The following is a 14,581-nucleotide window of genomic DNA, read 5'->3' as shown; positions in this document are numbered from 1 at the left end:
TTTCATGAGACCAAGTTCAACACGGCGCGCGCCATATCCTAGACTCGTTGCATTAGCAGTGGCGAGTCTGATCATATTCACAGCGATCGCTACTTTGACCAAATCTCCGACCCGCGCCCAAATTCCCCCCCAGGAGTCCTCGCAATTAGCCCAAGGGGGAATGTTGCGGGTGCGTGATGTCTGGCAACAGGTATATGAGCTTTTACCAGACCTACCCAAGGAAAATCACCACATTTCCACCGAAACCGGAGAACCTGCCGAAGATAACACCCTAATTGATCGGCTAATTCGCTATCACGTTTATATCCAAAATCGCCCTACCCAATTTCGCCTAGACTGGAAACTGACCCTGGCTGATTATTTAGGTGCTAATCAAATAATGCGGCCTGAGCAATACCCCCGCGCTCGTGTTTTGCAGGAAAATCCCCTAGAGGGAGACAAAAAGGCGATCGGCACTTTGAATAGACAACAACGGGATGCCTTAGTTGATGTTCTGGTGAGGATATTTAATCCTAGCGCTGCTAATGCTGTATCAGAAAGACAACCCCCAGCAGACACGCCGCCAATACCTCCCCCATCAAATGATGCTGGTGATAATGGCCGTTTTTCCCTCCCTCGCCTTCCCCAGCCGGGAGATTCAGAATTGTTGCTTCCTTAGTTGAGTTAACAAATGGACAAAATTTTGAGAAAAGGGGTCGGCTGGCGGTTAGGCTGGGACCCCAACGCCTCCGAGTTTAAGGGGTTAGTCGGGGGAGAAGGATGGGCGGTTGAGTTAACCGAACCGGAATTAGATGATTTGTGTCGTCTGTGTGGACAACTCGCCGACACCGTTAGTGAAATAGCTGCGGAAATTATGGACTCCGAACGCCTCGCCTGTGAAGCTGAAAGCGATCGCCTTTGGGTACAGCTAGAAGGCGTACCCCACGCCTACAGCCTAGAGTTTATCCTTAGTAACGGGCGGCGCTGTGAGGGCAGTTGGCCGCCGGAGGCAGTCCCGGAACTCCTGGCCGCCATGAAAATTTTAAAAATGTTCTAAAAAGTTGTTGGAAATTTCGATTATGTGTGTTATGATAGTGAAGCACATCGGGGCGTAGCGCAGCTTGGTAGCGCACCACTTTGGGGTAGTGGGGGTCGTGGGTTCAAATCCCGCCGCTCCGATTTTACTTAAACCCTTATCCTAAGGGCGATTACGGGAATTCAATTAACCCGGTAGTCGCACCTGATTACTCAGATATTACTCACAATCCATTCCTAGCACAGGAAAATAATTCTGTCAATAGGACGATTACTCAGTCAACAAGCACAACTTAATCAATCTGTCAAATAGCCACATCACTCCCCCAACCAAACAAGCGATAGGGTAGTTCCCTTGCGATACCCGTCAAGGGCAAGCCTATCGGTTCCTAACGTCACCCTTGACTGCTATCGCGTCGGTCACGTCCCTAAGAATGTTTGTTCCGGTTAGGGGGAGGGTATGTTTCTCAAAATCAACCACTACAGCACTAAAGGATCTAAGTACAGGACAAAAGTTGTAGAGCCTGGTGAAACCGCCCTGAAAACAAAGGCAGATTAGAGAAAATGCGGCGTAGAAAATCGAAGCCAGTGCGGAAAAGACTCTTCGAGCGTCGTCCGTGAGCCTTCAAAGGAATGGGTGAACCTTGGTGAATCCACAAACCCACCTTCATAGCCCAAGTCAAAGCCAGGCTGAGCAAAGCCAATAAACGGCTCAAGCGCTCAGGGTCGTTAAAGTGAGTCGATTCGAGACAGAAGCCCCGAGTCTTCAAGGCTCCGAAGAGGTTTTCAATACCCCAACGCCGAGCATAATCGCGAAGGGCGGTTTCGGGGCAAGCGTTAGTGATGAGAATCAACAACTCCCCCAAATCAGCCAGACGAGAGCCAATGACGTAAACCTGCCGTCCCCAAACCCAGCGGCGACCCGAAAGCTGGCGAAATTCTCCGGGTCGCAGAGAATCAAACATTCGTTCGCCGCTACGCCGAGTTCCTCCCAATTTAGGACTAATCAGTTCGCTGTGGCGGATGCGTAGGCGGAAAGGAACCTCGGGGTCCATCAGAAGATACGAGAGCCAATCTCGCCCCACAAATTCCCGGTCAGCGGTCAGACAAGCCACCTCCACGTCAGGAAATAGTGCCTCGAAGCGGTCGAATAAGTCCATGCGTTCGCCACTGTTGCTATTGCCCTTTTTGTCAAGCATCGTCCACAGCAGGGGAAAGGCAATCCCCTCGTGGACGACTGCCAACATCAAGATGTTGAAATGGGTTTGACCGAAAGACCAACAGGTGCGGTCGAGACTAAGAGTCCAAGGTTGGGGAATGTCAATGAGGCTAACGACGAAACGGGCCATCTCTGCCCGGTCAAATTTGAATTGCCGGAAAAAACGTTGTAATCGCTTGTAATTTGAGGAAATTTGCACAGGATTTGCGAATACAGTCGCTATTTCCATCAGATTAACCGTCTTTGTTTGGAATAGCGCCATCAGGAACAGGCAGACAAAGTTTAATCTCGCCCCGTGCCAGGGCAAGTGAGGGCGCAAAGTGTCTCGTAATCGGTTAAGCTCGTTCATGAGAGGGAAGTTTGGTTTGTGGTAATTCCGATCTAACCCTCTCACCCCAACTTGGCGCTACCCCCCCACCCCTCGACTTTCACCTCAGCCCGGAGCGCCCCCTTCAGAATTTTCGGCTAGATTCCCTTTTGGCTAAGACTTTCAGCTTTTTTGTCCTGTACTGAGCTTAAAACCTATGATCTAACTTAACTGTTAATTAAGCCCACGATTGACTAATGCTTAAAAATATCATCGAACTGCATTAAATCTAAGGTTACAATAGTCGGCAAACATTGGAAACAATCCAGGGCTAAATCCCAGCGTTCCTCACGCTTGAGCATCTGGGTTAACTTATCTTTAGCTGATAGTAAATATCGCACATCATTAGCTGCATAATTAAGCTGATTTTCCGATAAATTTGCAGCATTTCCCCAATCGGAACTTTGAGAAGATTTATCTAATTCCACCCCCTCCAATTCCATGATTAAATCTTTTAAGCCATGTTTCCCAGTATAAGTCCTGGCTAATTTACTGGCAATTTTAGTACAAAATACTGGGTTAACTTCAATCCCCAGATTATGGCGCAAAGTAGCGACATCAAACCGGGCGAAGTGAAAAACCTTGAGGATATTAGCAGTTTCTAAAAGGGTTTTTAAATTGGGTGCTTCCCTTTGTCCGCGTTCAATCCGAATCGCCACCACCTGTCCTTTCGGGTCACAAATTTGCACCAAACAGAGGCGATCGCGCCAAGGTAATAAACCCATAGTTTCCGTATCGATAGCCAAAGCCTCAGCTTCCATGAACTCCGAAAGACGAGAATCACTCAAATCGCGATCGCACACCTGAAAATCATTCATAATAACTCACCCCTCTGGTGTATTTAACCATCCATCCTATCACTGAGGGCGGACAAAAATCTGGGTAAAATAATACTCACCCTTAGCATTCCTCGCCACACCAATTCCGGTTAAAGAATAATCGCCGATCATATTTTTATGATGACCCGGACTATCAATCCAACCCTTAACCGCCGGTTTTACCGGATCAGCATAACCAGAATTATAGGCAAGATTTTCAGCAATTTGGCGGAAGCGGATCTGACTACCGATCGCATCAAACCTTTCTCTTGAACCATCATGGCTAAACCGAACCCGTCCCGCCGCCATATCCTCCGAATGACGACGAGACTCATTACTGATACGAGAGTCAAGTTGTAGAGGTGACAAACCTCGGCTTTGGCGGTACTCATTCACCTGTTGATGAACCTGTCGTTCCAAACTAGCAATATCTCTGGTAGAAGCAATCACAGAACTTGAGGGATTAACAACTGATAAAAAATCCACTTCCGGGAGGAGATGATAACCCAAGATTAACCCCATTCCCACAGAAGCCAAAGCCATTAAATTCCGTGTCATAGTCAAATATCTGAATCGAGAAACTTAGCTACAGTTTGCACATCCTTATCACCCCGTCCCGAACAATTGAGAACAATATTAGGGCTACCTTCTAGTTGAGGACAGAGAGTTTCTAAATAAGCGATCGCATGGGAAGTTTCCAAAGCCGGAATAATTCCCTCCAACTGGGATAAACGCTGAAAAGCATCCACCGCCTCTCGGTCAGTAACGCTGTAATATTCAGCCCGTTGGGTATCCTTCAAATAACTGTGTTCCGGTCCCACTCCCGGATAATCCAACCCCGCGCTAATAGAATGTGCTTCAATAATCTGACCATCATCATCCTGCAATAGATAACTCATAGCGCCATGTAGAACCCCCACACGCCCATGAGTTAGGGTGGCGGCGTGTTTTCCAGTCTCCACACCAGATCCGGCTGCTTCTACGCCAATTAGACGCACAGACGACTCATTGACAAACTCATGAAACAATCCCATAGCATTAGACCCACCACCAACACAGGCGAGCAGAATATCTGGTAAACCACCCCATTTCTCTAAACACTGAGCGCGGGTTTCCCGACCAATTACCCCATGAAAATCTCGCACCATCATTGGGTAAGGATGGGGACCTGCTACCGAACCCAGGATATAGTGGGTAGTTTCCACGTTTGTCACCCAGTCCCGAATCGCCTCAGAAGTGGCATCCTTCAGGGTTCCGGTTCCCGCTGCCACCGGTCTGACTTCTGCCCCTAATAGCCTCATTCTAAAGACATTCAGGGCTTGGCGTTCCATATCCTGTACGCCCATATAGATTACACAGTCTAAGCCGTAGCGGGCGCAAACCGTAGCGGTAGCGACTCCATGTTGACCCGCCCCAGTTTCCGCAATAATCCGTTTTTTGCCCATTTTGCAGGCTAGGAGAGCTTGGGCGAGGGCGTTGTTAATTTTATGAGCGCCAGTATGGTTGAGGTCTTCCCGTTTTAAGTAGATTTTCGGACCGCTACCGTCAGGTCTAGCATAGCGATCGCTTAAACGGGGGGCAAAATACAGAGGACTCGGTCGCCCTACATAGTCCCGCAGTAAATCTTCTAGTTCCCTTTGGAAGTCGCGATCGCTCACATAATGTTTAAAAGCCGCTTCCAGTTCCGCCAAAGCTGGCATTAAAGTTTCCGGGACATATTTACCACCAAATTGCCCAAACCGTCCCACCGATGGGTCAATTACTGGATTGGGGTTTGTCGAGGAGTTGGAATGTAGGGGAGTGGTTGTCATGAACAGGGGATTAATTTTCAGTACATCCAATGATTATAAGCCCTTCGACACAGGTTGCACAATCGCCCTAGCAGTTGATATTTGTCTGTACATCAAAGCTATTTCCGACATAAGTTTGTCGGACACAGCCCACAATACTTGTCTGAATCGCAGCTAAAATCTAAAAGCGAGATTTTTATATGCCCTACCATGCTCAAACATAGTGACTTTTCCCAAATAGACGAGACCATTCGCGTCCAAATTCTCAGCGAAGCACTCCCCTATATCCAAAAATTTGCTGGTCGTACCATTGTCGTTAAATATGGCGGTGCAGCCATGAAAGACAGTAACCTTAAAGATACTGTCATGCGAGATATTGTGCTGCTGTCCTGTGTTGGTATTCGGCCAGTGGTAGTACATGGTGGAGGCCCAGAAATCAATACCTGGTTAGGGAAACTGGGAATTGAACCCCAATTCAAAAACGGCTTACGGGTCACAGATGCCCCCACAATGGATGTAGTCGAAATGGTACTCGTGGGGCGAGTCAATAAAGAAATTGTCTCCCTCATCAATCAGGTAGGAGGTTTAGCAGTAGGATTATGTGGTAAAGATGCTAACCTGATCCGCGCTCGTCCCCAGGGTGAAGAGGGCATAGGATTTGTGGGAGAGGTAACCAGTATTGATACCAAGTTACTAGAATCCTTAGTTGATGGCGGTTATATTCCTGTAGTGTCCAGCGTAGCATCTGATGAAACAGGTCAAGCCTACAATATCAATGCTGACACTGTTGCTGGTGAAATCGCCGCCGCTTTAGGGGCCGAAAAATTGATTTTGCTCACCGACACAGCCGGAATTTTAGAGGACTACCATAAACCCGAAACCCTAATCGCCAAGTTAGATATTCAGGAAGCCAGGGGACTGATTGAACGAGGAATTGTCGCCGGCGGTATGATTCCTAAAGTTACCTGCTGTGTGCGGAGTCTCGCCCAGGGAGTACGCGCCGCCCATATTATCGATGGTCGCCTTCCCCATGCTTTGCTTCAGGAAATCTTTACCGACGCAGGAATTGGCTCTATGTTAGTAGCCTCTGACCTTAAATACTAATAGCCAATCCCGTCACTTAATCATATAGCGGGCTATCTAGCCCGCACCCCGGAGAAGGGGCAACCCTTGTCTGCACGGTATGCCTCATCTGCACCGTAGCCCCAATTCGTCAATTAGGGCTACTGCCATTAGTGGTGGGTTGTTGACTATGCTTTAGGCTCAATACGAGCGTAGAAAGCACCACGGATTTTCATCTCAAGAGCTTCTTTCGCACCTAAATCATTATCAGAAGGCTGTTCGCTTTCAAAAATGCCAGCAATTTCGCCAGTCTCGCCATCGACCTTAGCCACCTGTAGCGAAATATGACCAGCCTTAAACTTGGTATCAGCAAGTTTAACATTGGCATTAACATAATCTTCCTCGTCAGCAGTAGCAGGTAAAGCCACAGCATTATCATAACCAGAAGCCAAACCCCGTGCCTTCGGATCGAGGAAAGTTGAACCCCGATAGGAAGGGACATTAAAATCCCCGGAGAAGTCGGTAGAAGTATTAATGCTAGTCAGTCCAGGTTGACTGGTGGCTACTAACCCTTTAATAGTGAATAGGAATGGCACTTGCTCACCACCAGGAAGTAAAACGGTAATGGGCTGAAAATCAATCCCATCTTTTTCAGTAAATTTCAGGCTGCCATCTGGCTGAAAATTCAAGGGACCGCGAACCTGGTCTAAGCTATAAGTGAAGCGAGTTAACAATCTTCCTGGTACAAACTCAGCCTCTTGTCGCTTATTAGCCGGTTCTTCTTTCACAAAGTAGCTAGTAGGTTGCAGACACAAGCCTGTAATTTCATAGGAAGCATTTGGGTCAAGGGGAATTGAACCCCGGGCGGTTTCAGGAAGACTCGGACAGTTAACTGCTAAACCAGTGTTCCGAATATCATCATAAGTTAGTAATGATGGATCTTTTGCGGATGGACTTTCAGAGCAAGCTGTGAGTACCGAAAGGCAAAATGCCAAGAATGTCGCCACTAAAGCGCGATATTTCATTTTCAACCTCAATATCCAAAATCGATATGTGACATAATTTTCTAGTTGGCAGAATCGACGCTCCCCGCTCCCTAGATTGAGCGAGTCACCTGATCCCACCCCATTTATATGGGGGCTGTCCAATACAGCATTTTACCCTGATTACGACTTTTTTGTTACCAGAAGTACAAATTTATCGGCTTTAAGTGTTTTTACCTGGGTTTATTTACGGATTTGACTCGGAATTGGTAGCAGGTTAGATCTATGATGAAATCGTGAACAAGCATAATCATAATAGGAAATTATGGAGCAGGAGACTGATTTTGAGGCTCAATTGCAGTTGTTGACCCAGAATATCCAGGATTTGACCGTCCAAGCTAATGATGACACCCTCATGCTGTTATCCCTATTGCGAACCTTAGAACAGCTTCACCAACAAATCCGAGATGATGTGTTTCAGAAGACTTTACCGAAGAACAGACAGGAACTTTATCATTTACTGCGGGAAATAGAAGCCCAAGGGGGATGGCCATATATTCCCCGTAAATCCCTAAGATTCATTTTGAAAAATCTGGATTTATCAACCCCTCTGAGCCGGACAATAAGGGGGCGCAGTGAGTATAGATGCAATTTTGGGGTCTTTTGAACGTTTTGGTGTTCATCTGGGCTTAGAACGCATTACAGAGCTTATGGTGAGGTTAAATAATCCTCACCACCAAGTCCCAGTTTTGCATATTGCTGGAACTAACGGTAAAGGGTCGGTCTGTGCCTATTTATCCTCAGTGCTGACGGAGGCGGGATATCGTGTGGGGCGCTATATTTCTCCCCATTTGGTCGATTGGACTGAGAGAATTTGTATCAATGGGGTTCCCATAGATAATCGGGATTTGCAGATTGTACTCCAAGATGTGATCGGGGCTATTTCTTCTGATGAACTGTTACCTACTCAATTTGAGGTGATTACGGCTGCGGCTTGGCTTTATTTTGCCAGAGAGAAAGTCGATGTGGCGGTGATTGAGGTAGGCTTAGGGGGACGACTGGATGCTACTAATGTGATTGATCAGCCTTTGGTCAGTGTAATTACTAGCCTCAGTCGAGAACATTGGCAGCGCCTTGGTCCGACTTTGGCGGATATTGCTAGGGAAAAGGCGGGTATTCTTAAACGGGGATGTCCGGCGGTGGTGGGACCTCTTCCGCCGGAGGCGCAAAAAGTGGTGAACGATCGCCTTTTAACTCTTGGCTGTCCAACTACTTGGGTCGAACCAGCACAATTGCTCAAGTCTGACCCTTTTCACCCGGTAGCTAGTTATGGAAACTGCCAATATATTTTACCCATGCCCGGACAAGTTCAATTGCTCAACTCAGCTTTGGCGATCGCTGTTTTGGAGTCTCTCAAACAACAGGGTTGGACGATTTCTGATACAGCTATAGTCGAGGGTATCGCTAAAACTCGCTGGCCGGGTCGTCTACAATGGATAAGTTGCCATGACAATCGCTCATTTTTGCTTGATGGAGCGCATAACCCGGCGGCGGCGGCGGCTTTGCGTGAATATGTGGATGAGTTGCAACAGAGGGGAACTGTTGATGGTCCGATTACCTGGGTAATGGGGATGTTATCGACTAAAGACCATGATGATATTTTCAGGGCTTTATTACATTCTGGCGATCGCTTACATTTAGTCCCGGTACCTGATCATAGTTCAGCGATACCGGAACAACTCGCCCACCTCGCCCACCAAATCTGTCCGCAACTGGGATCTTGTCAAACCCATAGCGATCCTATTGTAGGCTTAGAAACAGCTTTAGCTAATTCAGATAATAGTCTAGTAGTCCTGTGTGGTTCCCTATACTTAGTAGGTTATATCCTGAAAGCTGTCTCATCAGGTGGGGGAAGATATTAATACTCAGTCCGAGAGAATTTGGAGGCGGATTTTGCCGTCGTCGCTATCTCCTAGATTAACCTCAATCACCTGACCCGCTAACTGTTCGAGACAATTAAGGAGCGATCGCAAGTGGGGGGTACTGGCTCCGGTATCTACATATAAGCGATCGGCGAGACTCCCCACTCGTCGCCAAGTGCTATGAAGTTTAACAATAGTTTGTTCCAACTGAGTAGCCTGCTTGACCAAATCGGAAGCGGTACTCAAACACCCCACCCGCAAAGCCTCTTCTAAAGCCATTTCCAGATCTACCGAAGACTGATTTAAAGCCTGAACCTGTGCAGCAGCATCGAGATATTTAGCTAAACTACGAGCATCAGAGGTTAACTGGCGCACGGTATCCACATCAGGGTTAGTGACCATTTCCCGTTGAATTTCGCCAACGTGGGTATCTGGCAACTTTTCCATTTCCCGCACCAGAGGCGCTAGATAACGGGGTGGAATTGCTCCGATAGCAGCTTTTTCCCGGACATCATCAGGAACCAAATCGGAACTCATAGCGGTCCATTCATCAGCGAGTTGGCGGACTTCCCGTCTAGTGATGCGATCGCCTGCACAGGCCACATCACTAACCATTTGCTGTACTTCTGGGGAAGATTTAGCGGTTTCGATAAAAGCTCGTTTACTGAAATTGTTAATAGCATCGGGGTTCAGGTGTCCCTGAGCCAGGAGAGTATCAGCGCTATTAGCCAGTTCAATTAAAGCATAAGCCTGACTTTTGCTGATTTCTCGCTGTTTGAGCCAGTGGAGAAAACCCATTCCGCGACCTTCGCCGCCTCGTTTTTCGCGATCGCGAACCGCCCGCAAAATCCGTCCCCGCCAAATTTCGGTTTGTAAATCAAAGCGATCGCAGACTTTCCAGGCTGTGTCTACCTGATCGGCAAATTCATGCTCGGAAACTTCCTCATCTTCCGGATCAGGGAGTTCAAAATTAAGGTCACTCAACTCGGTGAGAACCTCAGCCAGTTCAGTCGCAGATTGGGGAATTTCAGGCATCTACTAGCGTAATGGTTATGGACTTGCGGGAACATTATACATTAACAGGTCTTAGCCAAAGCTGTTTGTGGGTAAATCCGAATCTTCTTTGATCACAGACTTGTATTTCCTGAGTCCATAGAGCCGGCAACTGAAGACCTGGACAATGGCATGGTTGTTGTGTGAGACAATGAGTCAATATACCACCATAACTGGAAGAATATTTCCGGAAATATCCTTAAATTACTTGTTAATCCCCCTCTAATCAGAAACACCGAACTATCATGAAGCAAGCGATCGCCATTCCTTCCGTTTCCGTAACCTACGCCCAGGATGGCACTTCTACCCGCACCAACGCCCTGGGGATGCGCCATAATCAAGAGATCGCCTACCAGAAAAGGGGAGAACAATATCTGCTGATTAAATCTCCCCCCGCCTCTGGGAAAAGTCGGGCGCTGATGTTTATCGCCCTCGATAAGCTGCAAAACCAGAACCTGAAACAAGCGATCGTCGTTGTCCCGGAAAAGGCGATCGGTGCTAGTTTCCATGATGAACCCCTGACTAAGTTTGGCTTTTGGGCAGATTGGCACGTTGAACCCCGGTGGAACCTCTGCAACGCACCCGGCAACGATGGCGGTAAAGTAGAAGCGGTGAAAACCTTTCTCGACAGCGATGATAAAGTCTTAATTTGCACCCATGCCACCTTCCGCTTTGCGGTGGATAAATTTGGGGTGGAAATGTTGGACGATCGCCTGATTGCTGTTGATGAATTTCACCATGTTTCCTCTAATCCAGACAACAAGCTGGGGGACCATATCCGCCAACTGATGACTCGCGATAAAACCCACATCGTCGCCATGACGGGTTCTTATTTTCGGGGCGATGCGGAAGAGGTTTTACATCCGGAAGACCAAGCCAAATTTCAGACCGTTAAATACACCTATTATGAACAACTCAACGGCTACGAACACCTAAAACAACTCGACATCGGCTATTATTTTTACTCGGGTAACTACACCGATGAAATTATGCGGGTTCTCAATCCCCATGAGAAAACTATTCTGCATATTCCTAATGTCAATTCCCGGGAAAGTACCAAGGACAAAATTCGCGAAGTCGAACATATTATTGAGGCATTGGGAGAATGGCAGGGCATTGACCCGAACACCGGATTTCAACAGGTCAAAACTGCTGATGGCAAGATTTTGAAGATTGCCGACTTGGTAGATGATGACCCCAGCAAGCGGGATAAGGTGGCTGCTGCGTTGAAAGACCCCAGCCAGAAAAATAGCCGTGATTATGTGGATATTATTATCGCCTTGGGGATGGCAAAAGAAGGCTTTGATTGGATCTGGTGCGAACACGCTTTAACCATTGGTTACCGTTCCAGTTTGACCGAAATTGTCCAAATTATTGGGCGAGCGACCCGCGACGCACCGGGTAAAACCCGCGCCCGGTTTACCAACTTGATTGCGGAACCTGATGCCAGCGAGATGGCAGTGACAGAGGCGGTGAATGATACGATTAAGGCGATCGCAGCCAGTCTGCTAATGGAACAAGTCCTAGCCCCCCGCTTTCAGTTCAAACCCAAGCGCCCGGACAATCAACCCACCCCCGGCTTTGACTATGGAGAAAGTGGCTACGACCCGAGTCGATGCAATGTGGGAGTTAATCCAGAAAGCGGGGAAATTCAGCTAGAAATTAAGGGTTTAGCCCTACCAAAAAGCCCGGAAGCCTCCCGCATTTGTCGGGAAGATTTAACGGAATTGGTGACGGCTTTTGTCCAAGATAAGCCGAGTATCGAGCGCGGTCTATTTGATGAGGAATTGGTACCAGAGGAACTCACCCAACTACGGATGGGTAAAATTATTAAACAGAAATTCCCCAACCTGGATGAAGGCGATCGCGAAGCCGTCCGCCAACACGCGATCGCCGCTCTCAATTTGGTGCAACAAGCTAAGAAAACCCTGAACGACGGGGACGGGTTAGCCACGAAAAATACTGCCCTAATTGATGGGGTGCGGCAATTTGCCCTATCCGTAACCGATTTAGATATTGATTTGATTGACCGGATTAATCCGTTTGGGGAAGCTTATGCGATTCTGGCTAAATCCATGAGCGAAGAACGGCTAAAACTGGTAGCAGAGGCGATCGCAGCCAAGCGAGTCAATCTCTCCCTAGAAGAAGCGCGAGAGTTAGCAAAACGGGCGGTGCGGTTCCAAAAGGAAAAAGGCCGGTTGCCTTCCCTCACCGCCGCAGATCCTTGGGAAAAACGCATGGCAGAAGGGATTGCTGTCATAAAACGGAAAGTTATAGAGGAAAAAAATGCCTAAAATCAATTTGTAGTTCATCTGGAGGTGACAATCCGTGACCCTCTCCCTAGAAAAAACCACCCCCCCAAACTCCATCCTCCAACGCCACAACGCCACCTGGCAAGACTATGTGGCTATCCGGGATAACGGGGATATAGACTGGCAAAAAATCTCATTTCATCAAGGATGGTTGTGGGTAGATATGGACAGAGAAGGACCCAATCATGCCTCGTCCAGTGATTTGATGACGATGATTTTCTCTGTTTGGGTACTCCTACACCCTGAGTTTGTTTTGCAATCTTATGGACGCTGTGTCATTGAACGCCCGGATACCCACGCCTGTGCGCCAGATTTAGTGCTGTACAAGGGTGATAATATTCCCCGATGGCAACCCGGAGAACCGCGCCGGATTGACTTGCGTCGCCACCGTTTGCCGGACTTGGTGGGGGAAATTGCTGATACTACCCTCAGCCTTGACCTGGATGAACAAAAGCAACTCTACGCCAGCTTAGGGATTTCTGAATATTGGGTGGTTGATGTGAAAGGGCGGCGGATTTTTGCCTTTAGCTTGACTCCATTGGGGCATTATGAAGCGATCGCCCAGTCCCAAGTATTGACGGGGTTGCCGATCGCCCTTTTAGAACAAACCCTAGAACGGCTGAACACGGAAACCAACACCGCTGCTGCCAATTGGTTAATCCAACAGTTACAAAACCCGCCAGAACAAAAGGAGAGCATTGCTGAACCTGAACACCAGGAGGAAAACAATGGCTAAATCCCCACCCAAATCTACCACTGATGAAGATTTAGAACTGTTGGCACAGTTGGGGATAGATATCGCCCCGGAAGCGACTCCCGAATATTCCCCTAGAGAAGAACGGATTATCGCCGGGTTTGAGGAAATCGATCGCTTTGTTGCCGAAAAAGGTAGACTTCCTCAACTTATGGGCGATCGGGATATTTTCGAGCGCCTCTATGCAGTGCGCCTGGAACGTTTGCGGGAATCTGCGGAATGTCGCGCCCTCCTTGAAACTCTGGACTCCCGAGGACTTTTAAACCTCGAAAATGATGCCAGTTTTACCTTAGCAGAAAACCTGGAAGAAGACCAAATTGATGCGGCGCTTTTGGCTTCTTTGGGGGTTGATGCTGCTCCCGAAAATGATATCACCCAGTTAACTCATGTGCGATCGCGTCAAGAAATTAAGGCGGCGGAAGAAATTGCCCAGCGGTTTCCCTGCCAGAATTTTGATGAATTTAAACCCATCTTTGAGGAAGTTCAGCGTCAGTTAAAAACAGGCGATCGCCAAGCCGTGAAATATCAGGATTATGCCACCATTAATCAAGGGGATTTGTTTATTCTTGATGGTCAAAAAGTTCTGGTAGCAGAGACGGGGGAGATGTTTATCACTGACTATGGTCTGAGAAATTATAGGCTCCGGGTAATTTATGATAATGGCACGGAGAGCAATCCTCTGTTTAGATCACTTCAGCGAGCCTTAAATAAGGATAAAACCAGCCGCCGCATCACTAAGCTGGATCGGCGGGATTGGGGGCCTTTATTTTCCGGTCAGCCCGAACCAGAAGTTAAATCAGATGATGATCATTTAATCACGGGTTATATTTATGTATTGCGGAGCCTATCTGACGAGCCTTTTATAGCCAAAAATCGGTCGATTATTCATAAAATTGGCGTGACGGGTGGGGATGTTAAAAAGCGGATTGCTAACGCCAAGCATGACCCTACCTATCTGTTAGCAGATGTGGAAATTGTAGCCACTTTTCAACTGGCAAATATCCACCCTAAAAAGCTAGAGCTTCTCCTACATAAGTTTTTCGCCAGGGCGCGATTAGACCTGGAATTGATGGATCGTTTTCAGTTCCCAGTCCAGCCTAGAGAGTGGTTTCTAGTGCCATTAGATGCCATTGAAGAGGCGATCGCCAAAATCCAGGACGGCACCATTGAGCAATTCCAATATGAGCCGGAATCAGCGAGTATTATTAGAGTATCATAACACATTTTAGTAATAAAAAGCAATTGGGTTCCCACAATGGACATTTTCCCATGGGTTTTGGGAACCCG

General features: G+C 47.7%; 14 protein-coding genes and 1 tRNA gene. 9 read left to right on the top strand and 6 right to left on the bottom strand.

Annotated elements, in window-relative coordinates:
• The first annotated feature begins 4 nt into the window (after positions 1-4).
• The 3 genes from NLZ44_RS11850 (at position 5) to NLZ44_RS11840 (ending at position 1,158) form a co-directional block, all read left to right on the top strand.
• Positions 5-658: a hypothetical protein gene (locus NLZ44_RS11850; protein ID WP_493752875.1), complete on the top strand. Its 654-nt coding sequence runs from the start codon at positions 5-7 to the stop codon at positions 656-658.
• A 12-nt stretch (positions 659-670) separates the two neighbouring features.
• Positions 671-1,036 carry a DUF1818 family protein gene (locus NLZ44_RS11845; protein ID WP_006625089.1) on the top strand — a complete coding sequence of 122 codons (366 nt, stop codon included), beginning with the start codon at positions 671-673 and terminating at the stop codon, positions 1,034-1,036.
• Between the two features lie 48 nt (positions 1,037-1,084).
• Positions 1,085-1,158 (top strand) — tRNA-Pro (locus NLZ44_RS11840).
• 353 nt (positions 1,159-1,511) lie between these two features.
• Here NLZ44_RS11840 and NLZ44_RS11835 read toward each other — a convergent pair.
• From NLZ44_RS11835 to trpB, 4 genes are all read right to left on the bottom strand, one after another.
• Positions 1,512-2,582 (bottom strand): IS4 family transposase, encoded by a 1,071-nt coding sequence (locus NLZ44_RS11835; protein ID WP_493752874.1) that lies wholly within the window; start codon positions 2,580-2,582, stop codon positions 1,512-1,514.
• A gap of 212 nt (positions 2,583-2,794) precedes the next feature.
• Complete coding sequence (locus NLZ44_RS11830) at positions 2,795-3,418, bottom strand: ribonuclease H-like domain-containing protein (protein WP_493752873.1); 624 nt, start codon at positions 3,416-3,418, stop codon at positions 2,795-2,797.
• Between the two features lie 39 nt (positions 3,419-3,457).
• Positions 3,458-3,976, bottom strand: a complete 519-nt coding sequence (locus tag NLZ44_RS11825; protein ID WP_493752872.1) for a CAP domain-containing protein — start codon at positions 3,974-3,976, stop codon at positions 3,458-3,460.
• Between the two features lie 2 nt (positions 3,977-3,978).
• Positions 3,979-5,229, bottom strand: a complete 1,251-nt coding sequence (trpB, locus tag NLZ44_RS11820; protein ID WP_493752871.1) for a tryptophan synthase subunit beta — start codon at positions 5,227-5,229, stop codon at positions 3,979-3,981.
• 189 nt (positions 5,230-5,418) lie between these two features.
• Here trpB and argB point away from each other — a divergent pair, with 189 nt between their 5' ends.
• The gene (argB, locus tag NLZ44_RS11815) at positions 5,419-6,312 is read left to right on the top strand and encodes an acetylglutamate kinase (RefSeq protein ID WP_493752870.1); all 894 of its coding nucleotides are present in this window, start codon (positions 5,419-5,421) and stop codon (positions 6,310-6,312) included.
• 146 nt (positions 6,313-6,458) lie between these two features.
• Here argB and NLZ44_RS11810 read toward each other — a convergent pair whose 3' ends face one another.
• Complete coding sequence (locus NLZ44_RS11810) at positions 6,459-7,295, bottom strand: photosystem II manganese-stabilizing polypeptide (protein ID WP_493752869.1); 837 nt, start codon at positions 7,293-7,295, stop codon at positions 6,459-6,461.
• Between the two features lie 283 nt (positions 7,296-7,578).
• Between NLZ44_RS11810 and NLZ44_RS11805 the strand changes: the two genes are divergently transcribed.
• Positions 7,579-7,920 (top strand): hypothetical protein, encoded by a 342-nt coding sequence (locus NLZ44_RS11805; protein WP_493752868.1) that lies wholly within the window; start codon positions 7,579-7,581, stop codon positions 7,918-7,920.
• Entirely contained in the window at positions 7,889-9,175 is a 1,287-nt protein-coding gene (locus tag NLZ44_RS11800; RefSeq protein ID WP_493752867.1) for a bifunctional folylpolyglutamate synthase/dihydrofolate synthase, read from the top strand. The genes NLZ44_RS11805 and NLZ44_RS11800 overlap by 32 nt, the downstream gene beginning before the upstream one ends.
• Before the next feature lie 3 nt (positions 9,176-9,178).
• Here NLZ44_RS11800 and NLZ44_RS11795 read toward each other — a convergent pair whose 3' ends face one another.
• A complete protein-coding gene (locus NLZ44_RS11795) occupies positions 9,179-10,210 on the bottom strand; it encodes a hypothetical protein (RefSeq protein ID WP_493752866.1) in 1,032 nt (343 codons plus the stop codon).
• Positions 10,211-10,473: 263 nt separating this feature from the next.
• Here NLZ44_RS11795 and NLZ44_RS11790 point away from each other — a divergent pair, with 263 nt between their 5' ends.
• Genes NLZ44_RS11790 through NLZ44_RS11780 form a run of 3 tightly spaced genes read left to right on the top strand, consistent with a single transcriptional unit; the run spans position 10,474 to position 14,513 of the window.
• Positions 10,474-12,522 carry a DEAD/DEAH box helicase gene (locus tag NLZ44_RS11790; RefSeq protein ID WP_493752865.1) on the top strand — a complete coding sequence of 683 codons (2,049 nt, stop codon included), beginning with the start codon at positions 10,474-10,476 and terminating at the stop codon, positions 12,520-12,522.
• A gap of 34 nt (positions 12,523-12,556) precedes the next feature.
• Positions 12,557-13,276: a Uma2 family endonuclease gene (locus tag NLZ44_RS11785; protein ID WP_493752864.1), complete on the top strand. Its 720-nt coding sequence runs from the start codon at positions 12,557-12,559 to the stop codon at positions 13,274-13,276.
• On the top strand, positions 13,269-14,513 hold the full coding sequence (locus tag NLZ44_RS11780) for a GIY-YIG nuclease family protein (RefSeq protein ID WP_493752863.1): 1,245 nt from the start codon (positions 13,269-13,271) through the stop codon (positions 14,511-14,513). Before NLZ44_RS11785 ends, NLZ44_RS11780 begins: the two co-directional genes overlap by 8 nt.
• Positions 14,514-14,581: the final 68 nt, after the last annotated feature.

Source organism: Arthrospira sp. PCC 9901 (assembly GCF_059013425.1).
This window is presented reverse-complemented; position numbering and strand designations above follow the sequence as displayed.

What these genes read in the sequence shown, in the direction of transcription:
- trpB (WP_493752871.1), bottom strand. Translation starts at nt 5,229, where the DNA reads ATGACAACCACTCCCCTACATTCCAACTCCTCGACAAACCCCAATCCA.
- NLZ44_RS11790 (WP_493752865.1), top strand. Translation starts at nt 10,474, where the DNA reads ATGAAGCAAGCGATCGCCATTCCTTCCGTTTCCGTAACCTACGCCCAG.
- NLZ44_RS11795 (WP_493752866.1), bottom strand. Translation starts at nt 10,210, where the DNA reads ATGCCTGAAATTCCCCAATCTGCGACTGAACTGGCTGAGGTTCTCACC.
- NLZ44_RS11835 (WP_493752874.1), bottom strand. Translation starts at nt 2,582, where the DNA reads ATGAACGAGCTTAACCGATTACGAGACACTTTGCGCCCTCACTTGCCC.
- NLZ44_RS11845 (WP_006625089.1), top strand. Translation starts at nt 671, where the DNA reads ATGGACAAAATTTTGAGAAAAGGGGTCGGCTGGCGGTTAGGCTGGGAC.
- NLZ44_RS11805 (WP_493752868.1), top strand. Translation starts at nt 7,579, where the DNA reads ATGGAGCAGGAGACTGATTTTGAGGCTCAATTGCAGTTGTTGACCCAG.
- argB (WP_493752870.1), top strand. Translation starts at nt 5,419, where the DNA reads ATGCTCAAACATAGTGACTTTTCCCAAATAGACGAGACCATTCGCGTC.
- NLZ44_RS11810 (WP_493752869.1), bottom strand. Translation starts at nt 7,295, where the DNA reads ATGAAATATCGCGCTTTAGTGGCGACATTCTTGGCATTTTGCCTTTCG.
- NLZ44_RS11850 (WP_493752875.1), top strand. Translation starts at nt 5, where the DNA reads ATGAGACCAAGTTCAACACGGCGCGCGCCATATCCTAGACTCGTTGCA.
- NLZ44_RS11825 (WP_493752872.1), bottom strand. Translation starts at nt 3,976, where the DNA reads ATGACACGGAATTTAATGGCTTTGGCTTCTGTGGGAATGGGGTTAATC.
- NLZ44_RS11780 (WP_493752863.1), top strand. Translation starts at nt 13,269, where the DNA reads ATGGCTAAATCCCCACCCAAATCTACCACTGATGAAGATTTAGAACTG.
- NLZ44_RS11830 (WP_493752873.1), bottom strand. Translation starts at nt 3,418, where the DNA reads ATGAATGATTTTCAGGTGTGCGATCGCGATTTGAGTGATTCTCGTCTT.